The sequence below is a fragment of the Streptomyces sp. NPDC059989 genome, assembly GCF_042736975.1.
In the GTDB taxonomy this organism is placed as follows: domain Bacteria; phylum Actinomycetota; class Actinomycetes; order Streptomycetales; family Streptomycetaceae; genus Streptomyces.
On record NZ_JBHWUO010000036.1, the window covers coordinates 50,647 to 67,268 of the forward strand.

Genomic DNA, 16,622 nt, shown 5'->3' on the forward strand with positions numbered 1-16,622 from the left:
TTCTCCCTTCCTCGCCCTTCGAGCGAAGGGCCCAAAGGAGTAGAAACAGCATGAAGACGATCGACGAACTGCTCGCCGAAGGCGTCAAGGGCAAGCGGGTCTTCGTCCGCGCGGACCTCAACGTTCCGCTCGCCGAGGGCACCATCACCGACGACGGCCGCATCCGCGCCGTCCAGCCCACGATCGCGAAGCTCGCCGAAGCCGGCGCCCGCGTCATCGTGGCCTCGCACCTGGGCCGCCCCAAGGGCGCCCCGGATCCGGCCTTCTCGCTCGCCCCGGCCGCCGAGCGCCTCGGCGAGCTGCTCGGCGCGGACGTCGCGTTCGCCACCGACACCGTCGGCGACTCCGCCAAGGCGACCGTCGCCGCCCTCGCCGACGGCCAGGTCGCCGTCATCGAGAACCTGCGCTTCAACGCCGGTGAGACCGCCAAGGACGACGCCGAGCGCGGCGCCTTCGCGGACCGGCTCGCCGAGCTCGCCGACTTCTACGTCGGCGACGGCTTCGGCGCCGTCCACCGCAAGCACGCCTCGGTCTTCGACCTCCCCGCGCGCCTCCCGCACGCGGCCGGCTACCTCATCGCCACCGAGGTCGGCGTCCTGAAGAAGCTGACGGACGAGGTCAAGCGCCCGTACGTCGTGGTCCTCGGCGGCGCCAAGGTCTCCGACAAGCTCGCCGTCATCGACCAGCTCCTCGGCAAGGCCGACCGCATCCTCATCGGCGGCGGCATGGCCTACACCTTCCTCAAGGCCCTCGGCCACGAGGTCGGCATCTCCCTCCTCCAGGAGGACCAGATCCCGAAGGTCAAGGAGTACATGCAGCGCGCGAAGGACACCGGCGTCGAGCTGGTGCTCCCGGTCGACGTGCTGGTCTCCAAGGACTTCCCCGACCTCAAGGGCAAGACCCCGGCCGACTTCGAGACGGTCGACGTCGACGGGATCCCGAAGGAGAAGGAAGGCCTGGACATCGGCCCCAAGACGCGCGAGCTGTACGCGTCGAAGATCACCGATGCCGAGACCGTCTTCTGGAACGGTCCCGTGGGTGTCTTCGAGCACCCCGACTACGCCGGTGGCACCACCGCCATCGCGCAGGCCCTCGTCGACAGCAGCGCCTTCACCGTCGTCGGTGGCGGCGACTCGGCCGCGGCCGTGCGCACGCTCGGCTTCGACGAGAATGCTTTCGGCCACATTTCCACCGGTGGCGGCGCTTCCCTCGAATACCTCGAGGGCAAGACGCTCCCCGGTCTCGCCGCCCTGGAGGGCTGACCCGTAATGACCGCTGTCGAAAACGGCCGCACCCCGCTGATGGCGGGCAACTGGAAGATGAACCTCAACCACCTCGAGGCCATCGCCCACGTCCAGAAGCTCGCCTTCGCGCTCGCCGACAAGGACTATGACGCCGTCGAGGTCGCGGTGCTGCCGCCCTTCGTCGACCTCCGCTCGGTCCAGACCCTGGTCGACGGCGACAAGCTGAAGATCAAGTACGGCGCCCAGGACATCTCGGCGCACGACTCCGGTGCCTACACCGGCGAGATCTCCGGCCCGATGCTGTCGAAGCTGAAGTGCGCGTTCGTGGCCGTCGGCCACAGCGAGCGCCGCCAGTACCACGGCGAGAACGACGAGATCTGCAACGCCAAGGTCAAGGCCGCCTTCAAGCACGGGATCACCCCGATCCTGTGCGTCGGCGAGGGCCTGGACATCCGCAAGGCCGGCGAGCAGGTCCAGTACACGCTGGCCCAGCTCGACGGCGGCCTCAAGGACATCCCGGCCGAGCAGGTCGAGTCCATCGTGATCGCGTACGAGCCCGTCTGGGCCATCGGGACCGGCGAGGTCGCCACCCCCGAGGACGCCCAGGAGGTCTGCGGGGCGATCCGCGGCCGCCTCGCGGAGCTGTACTCGCAGGAGCTGGCCGACAAGGTCCGCATCCAGTACGGCGGCTCGGTGAAGTCCGGCAACATCGCGGCGATCATGGCCCAGCCCGATGTCGACGGCGCCCTGATCGGCGGCGCGGCCCTGGACGCGGACGAGTTCGTCAAGATCGTCCGCTTCCGCGACCAGTGAGTATGCGGTAGGGCGGATCCGTCGTACCCTTGCGGGGGCCAGAGGCTGAACACCAGCCACTGGCCCTCGCGCACATCCAGCACACAGCCGGAATGCCAGAAAAGCCAGAAAGTAGGAATCAGCCGTGATTATGGGGTTCTCGATCGCCCTGATCGTCTTCAGCGCCCTGCTGATGCTGCTCGTGCTGATGCACAAGGGCAAGGGCGGCGGCCTTTCCGACATGTTCGGCGGCGGCATGCAGTCGTCGGTCGGCGGTTCCTCCGTCGCCGAGCGCAACCTGGACCGCATCACCGTCGTGGTCGGTCTGCTGTGGTTCGCCTGCATCATGGCGCTCGGCCTCCTGATGAAGTCGAGCAGCTGACCGTTCTGGCCATTCCGGCAGTCCGGTGGGCAACGCCCGGCCTATCATGAGGTCCGCCGTACAGGACTGGAATTGGTAACTCCGGTCACTGGACGTGCGTTGGGCCTTACGTAGACTTGGGCGCCCGCGGCGGAAATTCCACTCACGCTCCGCGGCACCATCACGCAGGGAGTTACGACCGTGGCAAGTGGCAACGCGATCCGTGGTAGCCGGGTCGGAGCGGGGCCGATGGGTGAGGCCGAGCGCGGCGAGTCCGCGCCCCGCCTGCGCATCTCCTTCTGGTGCTCGAACGGGCACGAGACGCAGCCGAGCTTCGCCAGCGACGCGCAGGTGCCGGACACCTGGGACTGCCCGCGCTGCGGGTTCCCGGCCGGCCAGGACCGGGACAACCCGCCGGCGCCGCCGCGTACGGAGCCGTACAAGACGCACCTGGCGTACGTACGGGAGCGGCGTACGGACGCCGACGGCGAGGCGATCCTCGCCGAGGCCCTCGCCAAGCTCCGCGGCGAGATCTGAAGTTGTGACTCGAGGCCCGGTCGCACAGGAGTCTTCTCCTGTGCGACCGGGCCTCTTTGTGTGGGTTGTGTCCCTTCGGATCCCTTAAGTTGGAGATCGGCGGGGCACGACAGGACGGAAGAAACGGGTTGATGTCCGAGATGAACGCAGAAAGCCGTACGAAGCTCAACCGGACCGCGGAGTGGCTGGCACTCGGCAAGCACCGGGAGGAATTCGGGCAGACGCATCTGCGGGAGCTGTTCGAGGAGAATCCGGGCCGCGGGACCGACTACACACTGCGGGTCGGGGACCTGCACATCGACTACTCGAAGCACCTCGTGACCGACGAGACGCTGGCGCTGCTGCGCGAACTGGCGGCGGCGACGGGCGTGGCCGAGCTGCGCGAGGCGATGTTCCGCGGCGAGAAGATCAACACCACCGAGGACCGGGCGGTCCTGCACACCGCCCTGCGCGCACCGGCGGACGCCGTCGTCGAGGTGGACGGCGAGAACGTGGTCCCCGGCGTGCACGCCGTCCTCGACAAGATGGCGGCCTTCTCCGACCAGGTCAGGTCGGGGGCGTGGACCGGCTTCACCGGACGGCGCATCAGGAACGTCGTCAACATCGGCATCGGCGGCTCCGACCTCGGTCCGGCGATGGCGTACGAGGCCCTGCGGGCCTTCACCGACCGCGCGCTGACGGTGCGTTTCGTGTCCAACGTGGACGGCGCGGACCTGTACGAGGCCGTGCGGGACCTGGACCCGGCCGAGACGCTGTTCATCATCGCCTCCAAGACCTTCACCACCATCGAGACCATCACCAACGCCGAATCGGCGCGGGAGTGGCTGCTGGCCGGTCTGGGCGGTGACCGGGCGGCGGTGGCGCGGCACTTCGTGGCGCTGTCCACCAACGCCGAGAAGGTCACCGGATTCGGCATCGATCCGGCCAACATGTTCGAGTTCTGGGACTGGGTCGGCGGACGCTACTCCTTCGACTCGGCCATCGGGCTCTCCCTGATGATCGCGATCGGCCCGGACGCCTTCCGGGAGCTGCTCGGCGGCTTCCACGCCATGGACCGGCACTTCCGCACGGCGCCGCCGGAGGAGAACGCTCCGCTGCTGCTGGGCCTGTTGGGCATCTGGTACGGCGCCTTCTTCGACGCCCAGTCGCACGCGGTGCTCCCGTACAGCCACTACCTCTCCCGCTTCACGGCGTACTTGCAGCAGCTGGAGATGGAGTCCAACGGCAAGTCCGTGGACCGCGACGGCGATCCGGTGGAGTGGCAGACCGGTCCGGTGGTGTGGGGCACGCCCGGCACCAACGGGCAGCACGCCTACTACCAGCTGATCCACCAGGGCACGAAGGTGATTCCCGCCGACTTCATCGGCTTCGCGCACCCGGTGGCGGAGCTGGGGACCGCCCTGGCGGCCCAGCACGACCTGCTGATGGCGAACTTCTTCGCGCAGACGCAGGCGCTGGCCTTCGGCAAGACGGCGCAGGAGGTGCGGGCGGAGGGCGCCCCGGAGTCCCTGGTCCCGCACAAGACCTTCCAGGGGAACCACCCGACGACCACCATCCTGGCGACCGAGCTCACCCCGGCGGTGCTGGGTCAGCTGATCGCGCTGTACGAGCACAAGGTGTTCGTCCAGGGCGCGGTGTGGAACATCGACTCCTTCGACCAGTGGGGCGTGGAGCTCGGCAAGGTCCTCGCGAAGCGGGTGGAGCCGGCGCTGACGGAGGGCGCGGACGTACCGGGCCTGGACGCCTCCACGAAGGCGCTGGTGGCGACGTACCGGAAGCTGCGCGGCCGCGGCTGAGGAGTCTTCGGGCACTGACGGCAGAGCGCCCCGCACCTCGAAGGTGCGGGGCGCTCTGCCGTGTCCGTACGACTATGCCGAGGCGGGCGGGTACATCCCCGCGGGGAGTTTGGCCGCCGCGGTGCGGTCCAGGAGCCACAGGGTGCGGGAGCGGCCGTACGCCTCCGCGGCCGGGGCCTGGACCCCGCCGGCGCCGCCGAGGGCGATGGCCACCGCGCCGGCCTTGTCCTCGCCCGCCGCCAGCAGCCAGACCTCGCGGGCCGCCCGGATGGCCGGGAGGGTCAGCGAGATCCGGGTGGGCGGGGGCTTCGGGGCGCCGTGCACGCCGACCACCGTGCGCTCGGTCTCGTGCGCCGCCGGGTGCTCGGGGAAGAGCGAGGCCACGTGGGTGTCGGGGCCGACGCCCAGCATCAGCACGTCGAAGCGGGGGACCGGGCCGTGGTCCTCCGGGCCCGCCGCACGCGCGAGCTCGGCGGCGTACGAGGCCGCCGCCGCGTCCACGTCGGGCCCGTACGGGCCGTCCGAGGCCGGCATGACGTGGACCCGGGCGGGGTCCACGGGCACGGCGTCCAGGAGGGCCGCACGGGCCTGGGTGTGGTTGCGGTCGGGGTCGTCGGCGGGGACGTACCGCTCGTCGCCCCACCAGAGGTCCAGCCGGGCCCAGTCGATGGCGTCCCGGGCCGGGGCGGCGGCGAGCGCGGCGAGGAGGCCGTTGCCGTTGCGTCCGCCGGTGAGGACCACGGATGCGGTGCCGCGGGCCGTCTGTGCGTCCACGATCTTCGTGATGAGCCGGGCTGCCGCGGCCTGGGCCATCAGCTCCTTGTCCCGGTGGACGACGACCTGGGGAGTCGTCATACCCATGTGCTGCCGCCTTGTCGGTAGTTCGGGGTGCGGGTACCGCTGCGCGGAGCTGGTCCCCGCCCCGCCCTTTCTCCGTTTCCCGGGGCTTCGCCCCGGACCCCGTACGTGCGCTTCGCGCCCGTCGCCTCAAACGCCGGCGGGGCTGAAATCAGCCTCGCCGGCGTTTGAGGTGCGGGGTGGGGGAGGCCCCGCGCAGCGGTGGTGTTACTTGGCCGCGGCCTTCTTCGGCGGCTTCGGTGCAGCGGCGGCCTCGGTCGCCTCGGCCTCGGCCTTGGCCGGAGCCGGCTTCGGGGCCGGCTTGGCCGGGGCCGGGTCGGCGGAGGACGCCAGACGGGTGACGCCGAACCTCAGCGAGGACTCGTACGTGTTGTCCGGGTCCAGGCGGCGGAGCTCCTCCGCCAGGAGCTCGGCCGTGTCGCGCCGCTTCAGAGCCACCGCACGGTCGGGCTGCCCCGGCATGCACAGCGTGGCCAGCGCCCCGTCCGCCCGGTCCAGGACGATCGCGCCGTCCTTGGTCTCCAGGCGTACGGCGGTCAGGCCCGGGCCCGAGGACAGGGTGCGCTGGACGGGGACGCCGAGCCGGTCCGCCAGCCACATGGCCAGCAGTTCGCAGCTCGGGTTCTCGTCCTCGCCCTCGACGAGCGCCGAGACCACCGACACCCGCTGCTGGTCCAGCGCGGCCGCCAGCATGGAGCGCCACGGGGTGATCCGGGTCCACGACAGGTCCGTGTCCCCGGGGGCGTAGGCAGCCGCCCGCTTGGCGAGTGCCCCGATCGGGTCCTCGCAGGAGTACGTGTCCGTGATCCGGCGCTGCCCCAGCGCACCCAGCGGGTCGCCCGCCAGGTCCGACGGGGCGCCGTCCGGCCACCAGACGACCACGGGGGCGTCCGGCAGGAGCAACGGGAGAACCACCGACTGGGCGTGGTCGACCAGTTCGCCGTGAAGGCGGAGCACAACCGTTTCGCCGGTGCCGGAGTCCGCCCCGACGCGGACTTCCGCGTCGAGACGGGCGTCGCGGCGGCTGCGCGGCGAGCGGCTGACCCGCTTGATGACGACGACGATCCGCGAGGGGTGTTCGTGGGACGCGTCGTTCGCCGACTTGAGCGCGTCGTACGCGTTCTCCTCGTCGGTCACGATCACCAGCGTGAGGACCATGCCGATGGCCGGCGTGCCGATGTCCCGGCGTGCCTGCACCAACGCGGCATTGATCTTGCTGGAGTTGGTCTCCGTAAGGTCGATCTTCATGGCCGGCGCCAGCTCCGTCCGTCTCGTGCGAGCATCTCGTCCGCCTCGACCGGCCCCCAGGTGCCCGCCGGGTACTGCGCGGGCTTGCCGTGCTTGTCCCAGTACTCCTCGATCGGGTCGAGGATGTTCCAGGAGAGCTCGACTTCCTGGTGACGCGGGAAGAGGTTCGCGTCGCCGAGGAGGACGTCGAGGATGAGCCGCTCGTAGGCCTCGGGGCTCGACTCCGTGAAGGACTCGCCGTAGGCGAAGTCCATCGTGACGTCCCGGACCTCCATGGAGGTGCCCGGGACCTTGGAGCCGAAGCGGACCGTCACGCCCTCGTCCGGCTGGACCCGGATGACCAGGGCGTTCTGCCCCAGCTCCTCGGTCGCGCCCGACTCGAAGGGCAGGTACGGGGCCCGCTTGAAGACCACCGCGATCTCCGTCACCCGGCGGCCCAGGCGCTTGCCCGTCCGCAGGTAGAAGGGGACGCCCGCCCAGCGGCGGTTGTTGATCTCCAGGCGGATGGCCGCGTAGGTGTCGGTCTTCGACTTGGGGTCGATGCCGTCCTCTTCGAGGTACCCGACGACCTTCTCGCCGCCCTGCCACGCCGCCGAGTACTGGCCGCGCACCGTGTGCTTGCCCAGGTCCTCGGGGAGCTCGACGGCCGTGAGGACCTTGAGCTTCTCCGCCACCAGCGCCTTGGGGTGGAAGGAGCCAGGCTCCTCCATCGCCGTCAGCGCGAGCAGCTGCAGCAGGTGGTTCTGGATGACGTCACGGGCCGCGCCGATGCCGTCGTAGTACCCGGCCCGGCCGCCGATGCCGATGTCCTCGGCCATGGTGATCTGCACGTGGTCGACGTACGACCGGTTCCAGATCGGCTCGAACATGGTGTTGGCGAAGCGGAGCGCCAGGATGTTCTGGACGGTCTCCTTGCCGAGGTAGTGGTCGATCCGGAAGACCTCGTCCCGCGGGAAGACCTCGTGGACGACCTTGTTGAGCTCCTCGGCGCTCTTCAGGTCGTGCCCGAAGGGCTTCTCGATGACGGCACGCCGCCAGGAGCCCTCCTTCTGCGCCAGCCCGTGGTTCTTGAGCTGCTGGACCACCTTGGGGAAGAACTTCGGCGGCACCGACAGGTAGAAGGCGAAGTTGCCGCCCGTGCCCTGAGCCTTGTCGAGCTCGTCGATCGTCGCCTTCAGGGTCTCGAACGCCGCGTCGTCGTCGAAATCGCCCTGCACGAAGCGGCAGCCCTGCACCAGCTGCTGCCAGACCTCCTCCCGGAAGGGGGTGCGCGAGTGCTGCTTGACGGCCTCGTACACCTCCTGGGCGAAGTCCTCGTGCTCCCACTCCCGGCGGGCGAAGCCGATCAGCGAGAAGCCCGGCGGCAGCAGCCCCCGGTTCGCCAGGTCGTAGATGGCGGGCATCAGCTTCTTGCGCGACAGGTCACCCGTAACGCCGAAAATGACCAGGCCGGACGGCCCCGCGATGCGCGGGAGCCGCCGGTCCTGTGCGTCACGAAGCGGGTTCGCTCCGTTTACAGACAAGGTGTTCAGGCCTCCGTGGGGGCGAGGCGCTCAAGCTCCGCCTCGGTCGACTTCAGCAGGTCGTTCCAGGACGCCTCGAACTTCTCGACGCCCTCGTCTTCCAGCAGCTGCACCACATCGTCGTACGAGATGCCCAGCTTCGCGACCGCGTCGAGCTCGGCGCGGGCCTGCTCGTAGGTGCCGCGCACCGTGTCACCGGTGATCTGCCCGTGGTCGGCGGTGGCCTCCAGGGTGGCCTCCGGCATGGTGTTCACCGTGTTCGGGGCGACCAGGTCGTCCACGTACAGGGTGTCCTTGTACGCCGGGTCCTTGACGCCGGTCGAGGCCCACAGCGCACGCTGCTTGTTGGCGCCGACCCGCTCCAGGGCGGTCCAGCGGTCCGAGGCGAAGACCTCTTCGTACGCCTCGTAGGCCAGACGGGCGTTGGCGAGCGCCGCCTTGCCCTTGAGGGCCTTCGCCTCGTCGGTGCCGACGGCGTCCAGGCGCTTGTCGATCTCGCTGTCCACGCGGGACACGAAGAAGGAGGCGACCGAGTGGATCAGGGAGAGGTCCAGGCCGGCGGCCTTGGCCTTCTCCAGACCCGCCAGGTACGCGTCCATGACCTCGCGGTAGCGCTCCAGCGAGAAGATCAGCGTGACGTTGACGCTGATGCCCTTGCCGATGACCTCGGTGATCGCCGGCAGGCCGGCCTTGGTCGCCGGGATCTTGATGAGCGTGTTCGGGCGGTCCACCAGCCAGGCCAGCTGCTTGGCCTCGGCGATGGTCGCCGGGGTGTTGTGGGCCAGACGGGGGTCGACCTCGATGGACACGCGGCCGTCCTGGCCGTCGGTGCGGTCGTAGACCGGGCGCAGGATGTCGGCGGCGTCGCGGACGTCCGCCGTGGTGATCATGCGCAGGGCCTCTTCCACGGTGACCTTGCGGGTCGCGAGGTCGGTGAGCTGCTGCTCGTAGCCCTCGCCGCCGCTGATCGCCTTCTGGAAGATCGCCGGGTTGGTGGTGACACCGACCACGTGCGACTGGTCGATGAGCTCCGCCAGGTTGCCCGACGTGATGCGCTTGCGGGACAGGTCGTCCAGCCAGATCGCCACGCCCTCGTCGGAGAGGCGCTTGAGTGCGTCTGTCATGGGAATTGCATCTCCTACTGGTCTTGTACCGGCGTCAGCGGGCGGCGGCGGAGAGGGAGTCCTTGGCGGCGGCCGTCACGGCCTCGGCGGTGAAGCCGAACTCGCGGAACAGCACCTTCGCGTCGGCGGAGGCGCCGAAGTGCTCCAGCGAGACGATGCGGCCCGCGTCGCCGACGTAACGGTGCCAGGTCAGGCCGATGCCCGCCTCGACCGCGACTCGCGCCGTGACGGAGGGCGGCAGCACGCTGTCCTTGTATTCCTGGGTCTGCTCCTCGAACCACTCGACCGACGGCATCGAGACCACGCGGGTCGGGACGCCCTCGGCCTGCAGCGCCTCGCGCGCGGCGACGGCGAGCTGGACCTCGGAGCCGGTGCCGATGAGGACGACCCGGGCGTCGCCGCCTTCGGCCTCGAAGAGCACGTACCCGCCCTTGGCGGCGTCCTCGTTGAGCTCGTAGGTCGGCACGCCCTGGCGGGTGAGCGCCAGACCGTGCGGGGCGCCCTTGCCGAACACCTTGGTGTGGCGGCGCAGGATCTCGCGCCAGGCGATGGCGGTCTCGTTGGCGTCGGCCGGGCGGACGACGTTGAGGCCCGGGATGGCGCGCAGCGAGGCCAGGTGCTCGACCGGCTGGTGGGTCGGGCCGTCCTCGCCGAGGCCGATGGAGTCGTGCGTCCACACGTACGTCACCGGCAGGTGCATCAGCGCGGAGAGGCGGACGGCGTTGCGCATGTAGTCGGAGAACACCAGGAAGGTGCCGCCGTAGATGCGGGTGTGGCCGTGCAGCGCGATGCCGTTCATGGCCGCGGCCATGGTGTGCTCGCGGATGCCGAAGTGGATGGTGCGGCCGTACGGGTCGGCCTCCGGCAGCGGGTTGCCCACCGGCAGGAACGAGGAGTCCTTGTCGATGGTCGTGTTGTTGGAGCCGGCCAGGTCGGCCGAGCCGCCCCACAGCTCCGGGATGACCGCGCCGAGCGCCTGGAGCACCTTGCCGGAGGCGGCGCGGGTGGCGACGCCCTTGCCGGCCTCGAAGGCGGGGAGCTTGTCCTCCCAGCCGGCGGGCAGCTCGTTGGCGTTGATGCGGTCGAACTCGGCGGCGCGCTCCGGGTTGGCGGTGCGCCAGGCGGAGAACTCCTTCTCCCACGCGGCCTTGGCCTCGCGGCCGCGGTCCCCGAGGGCGCGGGTGTGGGCGATGACCTCGTCGGTGACCTCGAAGGTCTGCTCCGGGTCGAAGCCGAGGACGCGCTTGGTGGCCGCGACCTCGTCGTCGCCGAGCGCGGAGCCGTGCGAGGCCTCGGTGCCCTGGGCGTGCGGGGCCGGCCAGGCGATGATCGAGCGCATCGCGATGAACGAGGGGCGCTCGGTCTCGGCCTTGGCGGCCTGGAGGGCGGCGAACAGCGCCTTCGGGTCGAGGTCGCCGTTCTCCTGCTGCGCGACGCGCTGCACGTGCCAGCCGTACGCCTCGTACCGCTTGAGGGTGTCCTCGGAGACGGCCGTCTCCGTGTCACCCTCGATGGAGATGTGGTTGTCGTCCCACAGCAGCACCAGGTTGCCGAGCTTCTGGTGGCCGGCCAGCGCGGACGCCTCGTGGGAGATGCCCTCCTGGAGGCAGCCGTCGCCCGCGATCGCGTAGACCATGTGGTCGAACGGGGAGGCGCCCTGGGCGGCCTCCGGGTCGAACAGGCCGCGCTCGTAGCGGGCGGCCATGGCCATGCCCACCGCGTTGGCGACGCCCTGGCCCAGCGGGCCGGTGGTGGTCTCGACGGCGGCCGTGTGGCCGTACTCCGGGTGGCCGGGGGTCTTGGAGCCCCAGGTGCGGAACGCCTTGAGGTCGTCCAGCTCCAGGCCGAAGCCACCGAGGTAGAGCTGGGTGTAAAGGGTGAGGGACGAGTGCCCCGCGGAGAGCACGAAGCGGTCGCGGCCGACCCACTCATGGTCCGCCGGGTCGTGCCGCATCACCTTCTGGAAGAGGGTGTACGCGGCGGGGGCCAGGCTCATCGCCGTACCGGGGTGGCCGTTTCCGACCTTCTGGACCGCGTCAGCGGCCAGGATGCGGGCGGTGTCGACGGCCCGCTGGTCCAGTTCGGTCCACTCGAGCTCTGTGGTGGTCGGCTTGGTGCTCACCGTGGGTCAGGGCTCCTCTCCACATGTCTGTTCCCGGTGACGAACGGTCGCACCGGCGCGATTCCGAGCCTACCCCCGCCACGGCGTGCAGCTATTCGAGTGCCCACAGTCCGTCACTGCGTCGGCAGCCGCTGTTCACCTGAGCGCCCGGTCCGATCGGCCCAACACGAAGCGACCCCCGCGCGGGGCGACGTAAGTGCAACGTCTAGAGTGGCGTGGTACGTGCAAGCCTTTACCGGGCCGTCATTCCTTGTGTGGCCTGAGTCGGAGCTTGCTGGATTCTCTGTCAGGGGTGTGCGTGACGGCCGTCGAATCCCGTCCAGCGGGGGTGCTCGGGACGAGCCCCGGTCACCGGCCGTTCGGGGCCCGGGCCATGGCTTTCGTGGCTTTGACCAAGCCTCGGATCATCGAACTTCTGCTGATCACCACAGTGCCGGTGATGTTCCTCGCCGAGCAAGGCGTGCCCTCGCTCTGGCTCGTTCTCGCCACCTGTTTCGGCGGATATCTGTCGGCCGGTGGCGCCAACGCGCTGAACATGTACATCGACCGCGACATCGACGCGCTGATGGACCGGACCTCGCAGCGCCCGCTGGTGACCGGCATGGTCAGCCCGCGTGAGTGCCTGGTCTTCGGCATCTCCCTCGGAGTGGTCTCCACCCTCTTCTTCGGGTTCCTGATCAACTGGCTGTCGGCCGCCCTCGCGCTCGGCGCCCTCCTCTTCTACGTCGTCGTCTACACGATGCTGTTGAAGCGGCGCACCGCCCAGAACATCGTCTGGGGCGGGATCGCGGGCTGCATGCCGGTGCTCATCGGCTGGTCGGCGGTCAAGGACGAGGTCTCCTGGGCCGCGGTCATCCTCTTCCTCGTCATCTTCTTCTGGACGCCGCCGCACTACTGGCCGCTGTCGATGAAGGTGAAGGACGACTACGCGCGCGTCGGCGTGCCGATGCTGCCGGTCGTGGCCGGCAACAAGGTCGTGGCCCGTCAGATCGTCCTCTACAGCTGGGTGATGGTGGCTGTCTCGCTGCTGCTGACCCCGCTGGGGTACACCGGCTGGTTCTACACGGCGGTCGCGCTGGTCGCGGGCGGCTGGTGGCTGTGGGAGGCGCACGCGCTGCACGCGCGGGCCAAGGCGGGCGTGACGGGCGCGAAGCTCAAGGAGATGCGCCTGTTCCACTGGTCGATCACCTATGTGTCGCTGCTCTTCGTGGCGGTGGCCGTGGATCCCTTCCTCCGCTGATTACTCACCGGTAGCATGCCCTCCATGGGAGACACCGCAGACACCGCAGACGTCGCAGGCGCCGCGGACAAGAAGCAGGACCGTACGGCGGCCAAGCTGGCCAAGCAGATCGGCGCGTTCGCCAGGCAGCACGGCGGCGCCGAGGGCCAGCTCGCCCACATCGGCCAGGCCGGCACCCGCATCGTGCTCGTCGGCACGGACGGCGGCTGGGGCGACCTGGTGGCCCCGACCTTCGCCGTGGCGCAGCGGGCCGCCGAGAAGGCCGGCCTGACCCTCCACGAGGAGTTCGACGGGGAGTTCGCCGCGCGCGTGCGGACCGGCCCGTACGAGTGGACGCGGATGGCCGGCATCCAGCTGGGCGGCCCCGCGAACCCGGCGGCCTGAGCCGCCGGCTCCCCGAGGCGGCCGCTCGGTCAACAGCGCGAGCAACACCTCACACCCCGCTCACCCGTTAGGACGTGTGGAAGCCCCTTCCTCACGTCCGCAACGGGATGCCCGGATGATCGAAACGCCGCCCCTGGTGGACCAGTACTGCCACGGATTCCTCCGTACGGAGCTGGGCCTGGGCACCTTTGAGGCCCAGCTGATCCGCTCGGCGGGCCCGCCCGCCCCGGGCACCACCTTCTTCGACACCCAGACCGGCTTCGCCGTGCGCCGCTGGTGCCCGCCGCTGCTCGGGCTGGAGCCGCACGCCGCCCCCGCCCGCTATCTGGCCCGGCGGCGCGAGCTGGGCACGGCCGAGTCCGCGCGGCTGCTGCTGCGGGGCTCCGGGGTCGGCGCCTACCTCGTCGACACGGGCGTGCCCGGGGACTTCGCCGGGCCCAAGGAACTGGCACTGGCCGGGGACGCGGAGGCCTTCGAGACGGTCCGGCTGGAATTGCTGGCCGAGCAGGCCGCCGACACCTCCGGAACGGTGCCCGCCTTCCTCGCCAACCTCGCCGAGGCCGTGCACCACGCCGCCACCGGGGCCGCGGCCTTCACCTGCGGCGCGGCCGCGGGACGCGCCGCCGCACACGCGCCCGAGCCGCCCGATCCGGGCGAGGTGGGCGGGGCGGCCGGGCGGTGGCTGGCCCGGCGGACCCGGGGCGGGGCCGTGGAGGACCCCGTACTCCTGCGGCACCTGGTGTGGGGCGCGGTGGCGTCCGGGCTGCCGATCCAGCTGCACACCGGCGAGGGGGATCCGGCCGGGCTGACCGGGTTCGTGCAAGCCACCGCGGGCCTGGGTGCGCGGCTGGTCCTGCTCGGCGGGTACCCGTACCACCGGCACGCGGCGCAGCTGGCCGCGGCCTTCCCGCACGTGTACGCCGATGCCGGTACGGCCCTGGGCGCGACCGGCGCGCGGGCCGCGGCGGTCCTGGCCGAGTCGCTGGAGCTGGCGCCGTTCGGGAAGCTGCTGTTCTCCAGCGGCGGCCGGCGGCTGCCCGAACTGCACGCGGTGGGCGCCCTGGTGTTCCGGGAGGCGCTGGGCCGGGTGCTGGGCGGCTGGGTCGCCGACGGGTCCTGGACCTGGCGGGACGCGGACCGGGTGGCCGCCATGGTCGCGGCGGGCAATGCCCGCCGCGTCTACCGGCTGGACGAGCGGGGGTAGGGGGTGTCCGGCGGACACCCCCCTCCGGGCTCAGACCGTGGAGAGCTGGGCGTCGCCCTGGGCCGGGATCTCCGCCTGCTCGGCCGGCCGCTCGCGCAGGCTCAGCGCGACGCGGAGCACCGCGATCCACACCAGGCAGGAGCCGAGCATGTGGGCGGCGACGAGGAGCTCGGGCAGTTCGGTGAAGAACTGTACGTAGCCGATGGCGCCCTGCGCGAGCAGCACGACCAGCAGGTCGCGGGCGCGGGCCCGGGTGTCGACGGGGGCGTCCACCACGCGCAGCACCAGCCACATCGCGACGGCGAGCGCGCAGACCAGCCAGGCGGCGATGGCGTGCACGTGGGCGGTGGCCGCCCAGTCGAACGGCATCCGCTTGATCTCGCTCTTGTCACCGGCGTGCGGCCCGGAGCCGGTCACGACCGTGCCCGCCGCGATCAGTACGAGGGTGGTGGCGATCAGTGCCCACGACAGCTTGCGCACCGGGCCGGGGACGCGCGGCCGGGGGTCGCCGTCGCCCTCACGGGTGCGCTGCCAGGAGACGGTGGTGACCGCGATCAGGCCGGTGGCGAGCAGGAAGTGCCCGGCGACGCTGTACGGGTTGAGGCCGGTCAGGACGGTGATGCCGCCGAGGACCGCGTTGCCCATCACGAGGGCGAACTGGATCCAGCCGAGCTTCGTCAGCGAGTGCCGCCACGGCTTGGCCGAGCGCGAGGCGAGGATGAACCAGCCGACGGCCGCGGAGAGCACGTAGGTCAGCATCCGGTTGCCGAACTCGATGGCGCCGTGGAAGCCCTGGGCCTGTGTCACGACGAGGCTGTCGTCGGTGCACTTGGGCCAGGTGTCGCAGCCCAGACCGGATCCGGTCAGCCGCACCGCGCCGCCGGTGACGATGATGGCCACGCTCATCAGGAGCGCGGCGGCCGCTGCCCGCCGGACGGTCCGGGGTGACGGCGTCCAACGGTCGGCGATGTATGCGAATGGGTTCAACACGGCCCCTATCGTAGGCGCCGCCTTGTGCAAAGTTTCACGAGGGGGTGCCCACGGGTGCGTCGGGGCCGGCGACCAGCCGGAACCTCGCGCCCGCCGGGTCGCCCTCCGCGTGCCACCACAGATGGATCCGCCAGTGGCCGCCGTCGCCCGGGTACTGGCCCGAGCCCGCGAACCCGCGTACCAATTCGGCCCCTACGTCATGGGCCGTCCTGTTCCTCACTTCTGTGGCGCTGTGCCAGGGATGTTCCTGTACGTTCCACAGTCCGTCAGGACCGCGCACCTCGACGCGCCACACCGCGAGCCAGGGGGTCACCTCCAGCATCGTGCGCACCTGCTCGGCGCCCAGGTGCAGCCGGGTCGCGATCTCGGGCTCCGCCACTCCCTGGATGCGGGCGGCCACCACGGCCTGGGGCAGCAGCCGTTCGGGCAGCAGCCCCCGGGTGCGCAGGCTGACCACGGAGTCGAAGGACAGGAAGCGCAGGCGCAGTTCCAGCTGGCGGCCGATGTGGTCGAGGGCCTCCTCGGCCTCCTGGGCCGCCTCGGCGGCGGGGTTCGCGAGCAGCAGCTGACGGAAGTCCGACTCCGCGTCCACGGCCCAGGCCACCGCGTCCTCGGCGAAACCCAGCTCCGCGAGGCGGTCCCCGAGGAACACCTTGGCCTGGGCCAGGCCCCTGCGGTTGACCGGATCGTGCTGGTCCAGTCCCGCCCACACCCCGACCGCCGTCCGGGTCAGGTCCCGGGCGCGCTCGCCGGCCGCCCGCTCCATGGCGCTCGGCCCCTCCGTGGCCGCCGGGCCCAGCGGATGCCTCGGCAGCCGGTCCTCGTCGCTCAGCGGCCAGGACAGCCACACCCCGTGGTTGATCAGCCCGCGGGCGTACCAGCGGGCGAACTCGGGGGAGTAGGCGGCCGCGCGCTCGGAGCTGCGCAGCCCCTCCTCGATGGTGGCGAGGGCGCTCGCGCGGTCCCCCTCGGCGAAGCGCAGGGCGGCGCGGTCGGCGAGGCGCAGGCCCAGCAGGGCCGTGCACTGCGCGTCGTCAGGGTGGGCGCGCAGGGCGCCGATCAGCTCGTCGAGCAGCCGCTCGCGCTCCTGCGGCTCCGCGTGCGCGGCCCCCGCGCGCACCCGTGCCCATTGCCCGTCCAGCCGCAGAACGGCCTCTCGCTGCGCCATGCCCGCCCCCCGGCGTCGTGGTCCGCGCACC

General features: G+C 71.0%; 15 protein-coding genes. 8 read left to right on the forward strand and 7 right to left on the reverse strand.

Annotated features, from left to right (window positions below; all coding sequences use genetic code 11):
• The first annotated feature begins 50 nt into the window (after positions 1-50).
• The 5 genes from ACFWBN_RS27715 (at position 51) to pgi (ending at position 4,730) form a co-directional block, all read left to right on the forward strand.
• Complete coding sequence (locus tag ACFWBN_RS27715) at positions 51-1,262, forward strand: phosphoglycerate kinase (RefSeq protein ID WP_385180390.1); 1,212 nt, start codon at positions 51-53, stop codon at positions 1,260-1,262.
• Between the two features lie 6 nt (positions 1,263-1,268).
• Positions 1,269-2,057 carry a triose-phosphate isomerase gene (tpiA, locus tag ACFWBN_RS27720; RefSeq protein ID WP_385180393.1) on the forward strand — a complete coding sequence of 263 codons (789 nt, stop codon included), beginning with the start codon at positions 1,269-1,271 and terminating at the stop codon, positions 2,055-2,057.
• A 130-nt stretch (positions 2,058-2,187) separates the two neighbouring features.
• A complete protein-coding gene (gene secG, locus ACFWBN_RS27725; RefSeq protein WP_150522109.1) occupies positions 2,188-2,418 on the forward strand; it encodes a preprotein translocase subunit SecG in 231 nt (76 codons plus the stop codon).
• Between the two features lie 180 nt (positions 2,419-2,598).
• Complete coding sequence (locus ACFWBN_RS27730; protein WP_007263454.1) at positions 2,599-2,934, forward strand: RNA polymerase-binding protein RbpA; 336 nt, start codon at positions 2,599-2,601, stop codon at positions 2,932-2,934.
• Positions 2,935-3,074: 140 nt separating this feature from the next.
• Positions 3,075-4,730 (forward strand): glucose-6-phosphate isomerase, encoded by a 1,656-nt coding sequence (gene pgi, locus ACFWBN_RS27735; RefSeq protein WP_385180464.1) that lies wholly within the window; start codon positions 3,075-3,077, stop codon positions 4,728-4,730.
• 72 nt (positions 4,731-4,802) lie between these two features.
• Here pgi and pgl read toward each other — a convergent pair whose 3' ends face one another.
• From pgl to tkt, 5 genes are all read right to left on the reverse strand, one after another.
• Complete coding sequence (pgl, locus tag ACFWBN_RS27740) at positions 4,803-5,585, reverse strand: 6-phosphogluconolactonase (protein WP_385180467.1); 783 nt, start codon at positions 5,583-5,585, stop codon at positions 4,803-4,805.
• Between the two features lie 210 nt (positions 5,586-5,795).
• Positions 5,796-6,836 carry a glucose-6-phosphate dehydrogenase assembly protein OpcA gene (gene opcA / locus ACFWBN_RS27745; protein ID WP_385180396.1) on the reverse strand — a complete coding sequence of 347 codons (1,041 nt, stop codon included), beginning with the start codon at positions 6,834-6,836 and terminating at the stop codon, positions 5,796-5,798.
• The gene (gene zwf / locus ACFWBN_RS27750; protein ID WP_385180399.1) at positions 6,833-8,359 is read right to left on the reverse strand and encodes a glucose-6-phosphate dehydrogenase; all 1,527 of its coding nucleotides are present in this window, start codon (positions 8,357-8,359) and stop codon (positions 6,833-6,835) included. The genes opcA and zwf overlap by 4 nt, the downstream gene beginning before the upstream one ends.
• A 5-nt stretch (positions 8,360-8,364) precedes the next feature.
• A complete protein-coding gene (gene tal / locus ACFWBN_RS27755) occupies positions 8,365-9,483 on the reverse strand; it encodes a transaldolase (RefSeq protein WP_385180400.1) in 1,119 nt (372 codons plus the stop codon).
• Between the two features lie 34 nt (positions 9,484-9,517).
• Positions 9,518-11,605 (reverse strand): transketolase, encoded by a 2,088-nt coding sequence (tkt, locus tag ACFWBN_RS27760; RefSeq protein ID WP_385180402.1) that lies wholly within the window; start codon positions 11,603-11,605, stop codon positions 9,518-9,520.
• A gap of 298 nt (positions 11,606-11,903) precedes the next feature.
• Between tkt and ACFWBN_RS27765 the strand changes: the two genes are divergently transcribed.
• From ACFWBN_RS27765 to ACFWBN_RS27775, 3 genes are all read left to right on the forward strand, one after another.
• On the forward strand, positions 11,904-12,845 hold the full coding sequence (locus ACFWBN_RS27765; protein WP_385180404.1) for a heme o synthase: 942 nt from the start codon (positions 11,904-11,906) through the stop codon (positions 12,843-12,845).
• Positions 12,846-12,869: 24 nt separating this feature from the next.
• Entirely contained in the window at positions 12,870-13,229 is a 360-nt protein-coding gene (locus ACFWBN_RS27770) for a hypothetical protein (protein ID WP_385180406.1), read from the forward strand.
• Between the two features lie 115 nt (positions 13,230-13,344).
• Positions 13,345-14,433 (forward strand): amidohydrolase, encoded by a 1,089-nt coding sequence (locus tag ACFWBN_RS27775; protein ID WP_385180409.1) that lies wholly within the window; start codon positions 13,345-13,347, stop codon positions 14,431-14,433.
• A gap of 30 nt (positions 14,434-14,463) precedes the next feature.
• Here the strand turns inward: ACFWBN_RS27775 and ACFWBN_RS27780 are convergent, their stop codons facing one another.
• Both ACFWBN_RS27780 and ACFWBN_RS27785 read right to left on the reverse strand, forming a co-directional pair.
• Complete coding sequence (locus ACFWBN_RS27780) at positions 14,464-15,453, reverse strand: heme A synthase (RefSeq protein ID WP_385180411.1); 990 nt, start codon at positions 15,451-15,453, stop codon at positions 14,464-14,466.
• Positions 15,454-15,457: 4 nt separating this feature from the next.
• Complete coding sequence (locus ACFWBN_RS27785; RefSeq protein WP_385180414.1) at positions 15,458-16,591, reverse strand: hypothetical protein; 1,134 nt, start codon at positions 16,589-16,591, stop codon at positions 15,458-15,460.
• Between the last annotated feature and the right edge of the window lie 31 nt (positions 16,592-16,622).